Source organism: Sporosarcina koreensis (genome assembly GCF_001531445.1).
Classification (GTDB): Bacteria; Bacillota; Bacilli; order Bacillales_A; family Planococcaceae; genus Sporosarcina; species Sporosarcina koreensis_C.
Map to the genome: position 1 here is coordinate 74,499 of NZ_LQYA01000109.1, position 8,809 is coordinate 83,307.

Genomic DNA, 8,809 nt, shown 5'->3' on the forward strand with positions numbered 1-8,809 from the left:
CCATTTCGGCTCTGTCTTCGACGGCATCTCCGCCTTTTTGAAAGGCATCGTTGAAGGAGCGGTCGATTGGATGGATATGGTGCCATCCATTGTACTAGCTGTCCTGTTCGCGTTGCTTGCTTGGTTCATTTCCACGCGAAGGATTGCGATCTTCACGTTGGTTGGGCTGCTATTCATTGACTATCTCGGCTATTGGCATTCGATGCTGCAAATGCTTTCGCTTGTCATTACGTCCGTCGTCATTGCGCTCGTCATCGGCATTCCGCTTGGCATATGGGCCTCGCAGAAGCCGACGGTGAAAAAGATCATCAGTCCTATTTTAGATTTGATGCAGACGATGCCGGCATTCGTTTATTTATTGCCAGCAATCTTTTTCTTCAATATCGGCGTTGTACCTGGAGTTGTCGCATCGGTCATCTTCTCGATGCCACCGACGATCCGACTGACAATGCTAGGAATTGAACAGGTGCCGAAAGATTTGATCGAAGCGACCGAAGCATTCGGCTCGACGACATGGCAGCGGTTGTTGAAAGTGCAAATACCGCTCGCCCAACCGACCATCATGGCAGGGGTCAACCAAAGCATCATGCTTTCGCTCTCCATGGTCGTTATCGCGTCGATGGTCGGCGCACCTGGACTCGGTGAGGAAGTGTACAGGGCGGTGACCCAATTGAAGACGGGCGTAGGCTTTGAAACAGGCTTGTCCATAGTCATCGTCGCCATCATCCTCGACCGGATCACACAGCACGCAGGCAAGAAAAAACAAGGGGGAACTACACAATGAAATTGACAAAGAAAATGTTTGGACTCGGAGCAGCAGCACTACTCGCAGTTGGTTTGGCAGCTTGCGGAAGTGACGATAAAGCTAATGATAAATCGACTTCAGGCGGCAGCAGCTCTACAACCGTCGGGAAATCCGTCGATTATAAAATCACAGGAATCGACCCGGGCGCTGGCATCATGGAAGCGACTGACAGAGCAATCGCTGATTATGAGCTCGACAAATGGGACGTAACGACAGGATCTGGTGCAGCGATGACTGCTGCATTGAAAAAGGCGTATGACGCTGAAGAGCCGATCATCATCACAGGCTGGACGCCTCACTGGAAATTCGCGAAGTACGACTTGAAATATTTGGATGACCCTAAAGGATCATACGGTGGAGAAGAGCAAATCCGTACAATTGGGCGTATAGGCCTTGCGGAAGACTTGCCGGAAGCGCACCAAATCCTTTCAAACTTCCAGTGGACTGAAGAGGATATGGGTGAAGTGATGGTCGCAATCCAGGAAGGTGAGAAAGAGGAAGTCGCTGCACAGAACTGGGTTGACGCCAATGCAGACAAAGTTGCAGAGTGGACAGACGGTGTGGATAAAGTAGATGGTGATGAAATCACTCTTGCCTATGTAGCATGGGATAGTGAAATCGCTAGCCATAACGTCATGAAACTCGTTCTTGAAGAAATGGGATATAAGGTTACTTTGACGCAAGTCGAAGCAGGTCCTATGTGGACAGCTGTTGCTGACGGCAGCGCAGACGCAACACTTGCAGCATGGTTGCCAGTGACGCATGAAACATATGCGAATAAATTCGAAGGTAAATTCGAAGAGCTTGGCATCAATATGGAAGGCGTGAAAATCGGTCTCGTCGTTCCACAATATATGGATATCGATTCGATTGAAGATTTGAAGGAATAAAAAAGTGGCAGCCCGCCATGAAAGTGGGCTGCCTATTTTTATCTTTCGGATTCAATGGAATAATACTGCTGGTTGAATTCTTTGATACTAGGGAATATGTAGTTCAATTGGTTCTCATAACAGATAAAACTATGTAAGCGATTGCAATTATAGTCAATCAATTCTTCAGGTGTCAGATCAGAAAGAAAAGCATCATGGGTCGCCATCATCTCGGACGAGCCATCGGAAAAATTGGCACAGTCTAGTGCTTGGGTCCAATGTTCACGTGAAAAACAACTTCTACCATTCATAATACTTCCTCCTTTTATCTTATATTGTTTTCATTGTAGCATGACTAGTTTGAAAGTTTCATCCATTTTGTTACAAAAACTTCTAATTTATATAAATTACTTTCAAACGTCCATGTTTCAATGGATTATTTAATAGAACAACGGCTCATTTATTCTAATAAAGCCTTCATTACAGAATATCACCAATCAATTGATTCATAATTCGAAAATCACTTGCCCTTTACGTTAACGTCAATGGTATATTCATAGCAAAGGCTGAAGGGGTGGTGAAGCTGAAGACGATTACGGAAGTGGCGGAATCATTTGGGGTGTCGACACGTACAATCCGGTATTATGAGGAAATCGGGCTGTTGGCGCCAGATCGGTCAGAGGGGAATCAACGGCTTTATTCCAGTGCCGAACTCGCAAAGCTGAAGCTCATTTTCCGAGGTAAGCGGTACGGGTTTTCATTGGACGACATTAAGGAGATGGTGCTGCTGTTCGATAAGGATCGGACAGGACGCAAGCAGCTTGAGCGAACGATTGAATACGGCAAAAAACGTATCGGGGAAATCGATCGGAAAATCCAAGAACTGGAGGAAATGAAGGCTGAAATGGAAGAGTTGCTCGAGGAATTCACGGAAAGGTTGGCTATTACGAAAGGGGAATGAAGGGATGAACAGTTCGCAATTGTTGGAGAGAAATGCAAGGAAGTACCCACAAGCAGAAGCGGTCGTCAGCATGGGGAAGCGGACAACATACAAGGAATTGGGCAATCGCGTCAACCGGTTCGGTCATGCACTTTTAAATAAAGGTATAACGAAAGGATCAAAAGTGGCATTGCTCCTGCCGAATGTTGAGGAATTCATTGTCGCCTATTTCGCCATTCAACGCATTGGCGCGATCGTCGTCCCGGTCAACGTCAAGCTGACGACAGAAGAATTGACGTATGTACTAAGCCATTCAGATGCGGAAGCGCTTGTTGCGCATGAATTGCTGATTGAAACCGTGAAAACATTACAATCTCCTTCTATTTTAATTAAGACAGGCGAAGCGTCAAAAACTTGGCAAAGCTTCGAAGCGCTTATCCAAAATGCAGACGACAAACCGATTCCATGCAACTTGAAGGAAGACGACGAATCGACAATCCTTTACACGTCCGGAACGACGGGAAATCCGAAAGGGGTGCTGTTCAGCTATCGAAGCATCTTGACCGTCGCATCGATGATTGCCGTCGAAATGGAGTTCAAGCCGGAAAGCCGTGTCCTCCTTATGATGCCGCTCAGTCATTCGGCGCCGCTCCATCTATTCATGATGGCGGGCATGTATGTCGGCGCAACACTTGTCCTTACGCCAACATTCACTCCAGACCTATTGATCGACACGGTCGAAAAAGAGAGGACGACCCATTTCTTTGGCGCACCTGTCGCTTATTTACTTACAGTGGGACATCCACGATTGAAGGATGCGGATCTGTCCTCGATGAAATGGTGGATTTACGGCGGGGCGCCGCTATCCGAGAATGAAGTGAATATGGTGAAAACCGCTTTCAGGACGGACAATCTCGTTTGTGTATATGGTTTGACGGAAGCGGGTCCAAGCGGCTCGTTGCTGCTTGCGGAAGAGCATGCAACGAAATCCGGTAGCATCGGGCGACGAGCACCGCTTCATACAGAGCTACGGATTGTGAATGAAGATGGAGACGACGTTGAACCGGGAGAAATCGGTGAAATCGTCCTTCTAGGCGAAGGGAATATGCTGAGGTACTACAAAAATGAGGAAGCGACGAAAGAGGCATTTATCGGACAATGGCTCAAAACAGGGGATTTGGCGAAGTTCGATGAGGACGGCTATATATGGATCGTCGATCGGAAAAAGGATTTAATCATTTCGGGAGGCGTCAATATTTATCCGAAAGAGATCGAGGAGACGATTCTCAGCTATCCGGGCATCCGCGAAGTGGCCGTCATTGGTGTTCCGCATCCCGAATGGGGCGAAACGGTGAAAGCTGTGTTCGCTGCAGCGAATCCAGTCGACAGCGGGGAAATAAAAGCGTTTCTTCAAGAGAATCTCGCCAAGTACAAAGTGCCACGCCTGTACGAGCAAGTCGACGCATTGCCGCGTAACGCCTCTGGAAAAATTCTGAAGCAACCATTGCGGGAAGGGGTGACAGTCCAATGAAAGTCGTGCAGGAAGCAGAAACTATCAAGACTGACAACTTTTACGAAGGCGACGATACACTCCGCTTGATATTGGAAGAGCATTTACAAGGCCCATTTCTTGACTATGCCAAGCGTGAGCTATCCCTTTTCGGTGAGCAATGTGCAAATGAAATCGACGAACGCGCAAAGCACACCGACCGTGAAGGAGAGCCGCGCCTCATTCGATATGACAAATTCGGAGAGGAAGTTTCCGATGTTTGGGTGAATGAAGGGTACCGGAAAACGGTCCAGGATACGTATGACACAGGCATTGTCGGGTACGTGCACAAAGAAATTCCGGAGCTCGGCCATAAGGGGAACTACACGTACAGCTTTGCACAAGGCTATTTGCTGTCGCATGCGGAGCCCGGGTTTTATTGCCCGGTGACACTTACAATGGCGACCGCCTATTTGCTTGACCATTATGCGGATGAACATGTGAAAAACCTGTTTCTCGGCAATGTCTGCTCGACGGGTGAAGTACCGCTTTTCGAAGGAGCGACATTTCTGACAGAGCGCCAAGGCGGATCGGATGTCGGGGCGAACGTTGTGAAGGCAGTGAGAGACGAAGAGCAATACCGCTTATATGGCGAAAAATATTTTGCCTCGAATGCAGGCATGGCAGGCGTCGCGATGGTGCTTGCGAGAATCGAAGGAGCGCAAGCTGGGTCTCGCGGACTAACATTGTTCGCAGTTCCGTGGCGTAATGATGACGGCAAGCTGAACGGTCTCCGCATCCGCCGGCTAAAAGATAAATTGGGCGTCCGGGCCGTCCCCTCCGGAGAAGTCGAATTCGATGGTGCGCTAGCTTATGTGGTCGGTGATCCGTCGAAAGGCTTCTACTATATGATGGAAGCCCTCAATCTGTCGCGCATTTGTAACGCAGTCGCCTCCATCGGCATTATGCGGCGCGCTTTATTGGAATCAAAAGCATATGCAACTCGCAGAAATGCATTCGGCAAGAGGCTCACTGACTATCCGATGGTGCAGGATACACTCGGGAAAATGGCAGCGAGGCTTCACGTCGAAGTGGCAACCGTCTTTGATTTCATTCAACTGTATGAACGCGTTACAGAAGGCACCGCGTCAGACCGCGAAACGATCCTTAACAGACTTTTCATCGCGCTCATCAAAAAGGAGACCGCCGAGCAAGCGATCCATTTCGCGCATGAAGCGATTGAAATGCATGGCGGCAACGGCTACATCGAGGATTTCGTCACGCCGCGCCTGCTGCGGGACGCGCAAGTGCTCACCGTCTGGGAAGGCACCGCCAATATTCTCGGGCTCGAACTCATCCGCCTCGTCAATAAATTTGAAGCCCATCAATTGTTCATCGATGAAATGCGAAACCGCCTAGCCCTCATCAATGACAGTGAGATGAAGAAGGTGTTATCGATGGAATTAAATGCGCTATCGACTGACCTGATCGTCTTTGCAGGCTACGACAATGCGCTTCAAACATTCGAAGCAAAAGCTCTTATGAAACGGATGGCGCATCTGTACGAAAGCGTTGTCGCCTTGGAATGGGCTATGAAACATGGCGGGAAGTATGTCAAGCTAGCGGAAGTTTATATGGATGATACATGGAGATTGCGGAAAGTCGGGGATCTGATGAAAACGGTTGCGCATTTCGAGGAGCTTGTGTTAGATAGGTGAATTTATGAGGGAGCTGGCTTGTGTTATGGGGCCGGCTTCTTTGTCACTTTGAATTGATAGAGTATAAAAAGTTTTTACAATCAGTAGTAGTTATATATCTGATTAAATAGTAGGATAAAAGTATCTTAAAGGATGAGGTGAATGAAATGGAATATGAACCACCAAAACATGCTGTTTCAGTATCAGCTTTAGTAATGAACGAGAAAAGTGAGATGTTGTTACTTAGAACACATTGGCGTTCGGATACGTGGGAAATGCCAGGGGGAAATGTGGAAGTAGGTGAACCTTTAGACGAGGCAGTTTGTAGGGAGTTCCTCGAGGAGACAGGAATTGTAATACAACCTATTGGGATAACAGGTGTCTATTACAATGCAACAAAGCATGTTTTGTCGGTTGTTTTTAAGGCTACGTATGTTCGTGGAGAAATAAGAATTCAACCGGAAGAAATTAAAGAAGCGAGATACATTCAAATAAACGAATCTAATATAGGTCAATATATAACACGGCCGCAACAACGATCTAGGACGCTCGACGCGATGAGGGCCAAGTGTTTTGTTCCGTACGAAACATGGGAGATAAATCTTGGATATAACTTATTGTCAAGGTTAGACAATGAATAAGATAAATGGCCATTAATTGATCCGAAACAAACGCTGAACGATGATAACAGTAAAGGAAGTAGACTTCTAAAATTAAACAGCACACTTTTAACTCTAGCCCCATCAATTAAAAAAGACGTTGACAAGTAAGTAGCTAGTCGATATAATTTCTATAATAATAATGTTCTGATTACTAGAGAGCATTTTTTATTTGCACTAACTTGTACCTACAACCTAACAACATGACAAACCTACAGGATATGCAATTTTTTCTCCATTCAGAAATGAAAGCGATACCAAGAAAAGGGATTGCAAAAAGAAAGGTCTGCGTGCTGTAACGTTATCATTCCTCCACTTTGCCAGTACCGGTTTTGCAAATGATATAGGGAAGGGTCTCAAGGTATAAGGTGATTTTGACACGATCAAGCGTAAACGGTGTAGAACCTGAAAACTGTAAAAAGTAAAGCGTACATAATTTAAAGAAGAGGTGTAGACATGAAAAAAGTGAGAATTGGAGTTATCGGAGCTGGTCTTAGGGGCGGACTTGCCAACTATTGGCACAAGCCGGAGGGGGAATCTGAAATCGTGGCACTAGCTGATATTTCGGAAGAGCGTCAGCAGAAGTTCCAGGAAATGATTGGGTCGCCGCTTTTTATGACGAAGGATTATAAGGAACTCCTAGTGCGAGACGATATCGATGCGATTGCAGTGCTTTCGCCTGACTACTTGCATGAAGAGCATGTGATTGCAGCTTTGGAGGCAGGGAAGCATGTCTATTCTGAAAAGCCTCTTGCCATTACGGTTGAAGGTTGTGACCGGATCATCGATGCATGGGAGAAATCCGGAAAACATTTGATGGTTGGTTTTAATATGCGGTATATGAGCATGTATCAGACGATGAAGGGATTGATCGACTCGGGGGCCATCGGGGAGCTGAAGGCCGTATGGGTTCGCCATTTCGTCGGCTTCGGAGGGTATTTCTATTATCATGACTGGCATGGGAAATCCGAGAATACGACATCGCTTCTTTTGCAGAAAGGATCGCATGACCTGGATGTCATCCACTGGATTTCCGGCAGGTATACGACAAAAGTTTCGGCATTCGGAGGATTGGATTACTACGGCGGGGATATGCCGAATGATCTTACATGCCCGAATTGTGAATTGAAAAAGACATGCCCTGAATACGTACCTCATACATTCACGGAATGTGCGTTTCGTAAAGAAATCGATGTCGAGGACAATAATATGCTGATCATGGAGCTTGAAGGTGGCGTCAAGGCATCTTATTTGCAGTGCCATTTCACACCGGATTATCAGCGTAATTATACGTTCATTGGCACGGAAGGCCGTATTGAAAATGACGACGTCAATGGAAAAGTCTATTTGAAGACACGTAAAACGAACACATGGAAAGAGTTCAGCGACGTTACATATGACATGAAACCTGAAAAGGGCAGCCATGGGGGCGCTGATCCGAAGATCGCACAGGATTTCATCGAGCTGATTCTTTATGGAAAAGAACCGCTTACTACACCGTTTGCAGGACGAATGAGCGTGGCTGTTGGATGCGCCGCGACTGAATCGATCAGATCGGGGGGCAAGGTCGTAACAGTTTCCCAGCAATCAAGCATCGTGCATAATTAACCGCATTTTCATGAAGGGGGTGTGAAGCATGGCCAATGTGAGTGAAGGTGTTGAGAGGTTTAACACCAAGGAGAAAAATGTGGAAAAAAAGAATAAGAAGGACATCAAAAAGATAGCGCGGGCGAGATGGCGAAAGGCTGTTTGGAAGAACTGGCAACTCTATCTTCTTCTATCCCCAGTCATACTTTACTTTTTGGTATTCCACTATTTCCCGCTGTACGGATTGCAAATCGCATTCAAGGATTTCATGGCGTCGAAGGGGATTCTCGGCAGTCCTTGGGTCGGTTTCAAACATTTTGAGAGATTTTTCGATAGTTACTATTTTTGGAGGCTTATTAAAAACACGGTAGGAATCGGCGTCTTCACCTTAGTCGTTTCCTTCCCGGTTCCGATCATCCTTGCCCTTCTTTTGAATGAAGTGAAAAGCTTGCGCTATAAGAAATTCGTCCAAACTGTCATTTACGCGCCGCATTTTCTTTCAACAGTTGTAGTTGTCGGGATGCTTCTATTATTTTTGAAGACGGATGGACTGATCAATCAAGTGATTCGCCTATTTGGGGGGACGCCTGTCGACTTCATCAGTGAACCTGCATGGTTTAAGAGCCTGTATGTGTTTTCGGATGTCTGGCAGACGATGGGATGGAGCTCGATCATCTATATAGCGGCATTGGCGGCGGTTGATCCTGCCCAGCATGAAGCAGCGATGATCGATGGGGCTTCAAGATTGCAAAGGATCATCCAT

Annotated in this window: 8 protein-coding genes and 1 pseudogene; 8 read left to right on the top strand and 1 reads right to left on the bottom strand. The window is 46.7% G+C overall.

The features are described 5' to 3' along the window. Both AWV70_RS12785 and AWV70_RS12790 read left to right on the top strand, forming a co-directional pair. Nucleotides 1-784: pseudogene (locus AWV70_RS12785) on the top strand (ABC transporter permease); the annotation flags it as partial. 2 nt (nucleotides 785-786) lie between these two features. Further along, complete coding sequence (locus AWV70_RS12790) at nucleotides 787-1,695, top strand: glycine betaine ABC transporter substrate-binding protein (protein WP_060207829.1); 909 nt, start codon at nucleotides 787-789, stop codon at nucleotides 1,693-1,695. 38 nt (nucleotides 1,696-1,733) lie between these two features. Here AWV70_RS12790 and AWV70_RS12795 read toward each other — a convergent pair whose 3' ends face one another. Continuing rightward, a complete protein-coding gene (locus tag AWV70_RS12795; protein ID WP_060207664.1) occupies nucleotides 1,734-1,985 on the bottom strand; it encodes a hypothetical protein in 252 nt (83 codons plus the stop codon). A 272-nt stretch (nucleotides 1,986-2,257) separates the two neighbouring features. Between AWV70_RS12795 and AWV70_RS12800 the strand changes: the two genes are divergently transcribed. The 6 genes from AWV70_RS12800 to AWV70_RS12825 all read left to right on the top strand — a co-directional run. After that, the gene (locus tag AWV70_RS12800) at nucleotides 2,258-2,635 is read left to right on the top strand and encodes a MerR family transcriptional regulator (RefSeq protein WP_060207832.1); all 378 of its coding nucleotides are present in this window, start codon (nucleotides 2,258-2,260) and stop codon (nucleotides 2,633-2,635) included. A gap of 4 nt (nucleotides 2,636-2,639) precedes the next feature. Continuing rightward, complete coding sequence (locus tag AWV70_RS12805; protein ID WP_060207667.1) at nucleotides 2,640-4,145, top strand: class I adenylate-forming enzyme family protein; 1,506 nt, start codon at nucleotides 2,640-2,642, stop codon at nucleotides 4,143-4,145. Next, entirely contained in the window at nucleotides 4,142-5,821 is a 1,680-nt protein-coding gene (locus tag AWV70_RS12810) for an acyl-CoA dehydrogenase family protein (protein ID WP_060207670.1), read from the top strand. Before AWV70_RS12805 ends, AWV70_RS12810 begins: the two co-directional genes overlap by 4 nt. 146 nt (nucleotides 5,822-5,967) lie before the next feature. Then, a complete protein-coding gene (locus tag AWV70_RS12815) occupies nucleotides 5,968-6,441 on the top strand; it encodes an NUDIX hydrolase (protein WP_060207675.1) in 474 nt (157 codons plus the stop codon). Nucleotides 6,442-6,915: 474 nt separating this feature from the next. Continuing rightward, complete coding sequence (locus AWV70_RS12820; RefSeq protein WP_060207679.1) at nucleotides 6,916-8,067, top strand: Gfo/Idh/MocA family protein; 1,152 nt, start codon at nucleotides 6,916-6,918, stop codon at nucleotides 8,065-8,067. A gap of 28 nt (nucleotides 8,068-8,095) precedes the next feature. After that, nucleotides 8,096-8,809 (top strand): ABC transporter permease (locus AWV70_RS12825; protein ID WP_414714836.1); only part of this gene is annotated, 714 nt, incomplete at its 3' end.

Coding starts and splice junctions, on each gene's coding strand:
- AWV70_RS12795 (WP_060207664.1), bottom strand. CDS start 1,985: ATGAATGGTAGAAGTTGTTTTTCACGTGAACATTGGACCCAAGCACTA.
- AWV70_RS12805 (WP_060207667.1), top strand. CDS start 2,640: ATGAACAGTTCGCAATTGTTGGAGAGAAATGCAAGGAAGTACCCACAA.
- AWV70_RS12810 (WP_060207670.1), top strand. CDS start 4,142: ATGAAAGTCGTGCAGGAAGCAGAAACTATCAAGACTGACAACTTTTAC.
- AWV70_RS12815 (WP_060207675.1), top strand. CDS start 5,968: ATGGAATATGAACCACCAAAACATGCTGTTTCAGTATCAGCTTTAGTA.
- AWV70_RS12820 (WP_060207679.1), top strand. CDS start 6,916: ATGAAAAAAGTGAGAATTGGAGTTATCGGAGCTGGTCTTAGGGGCGGA.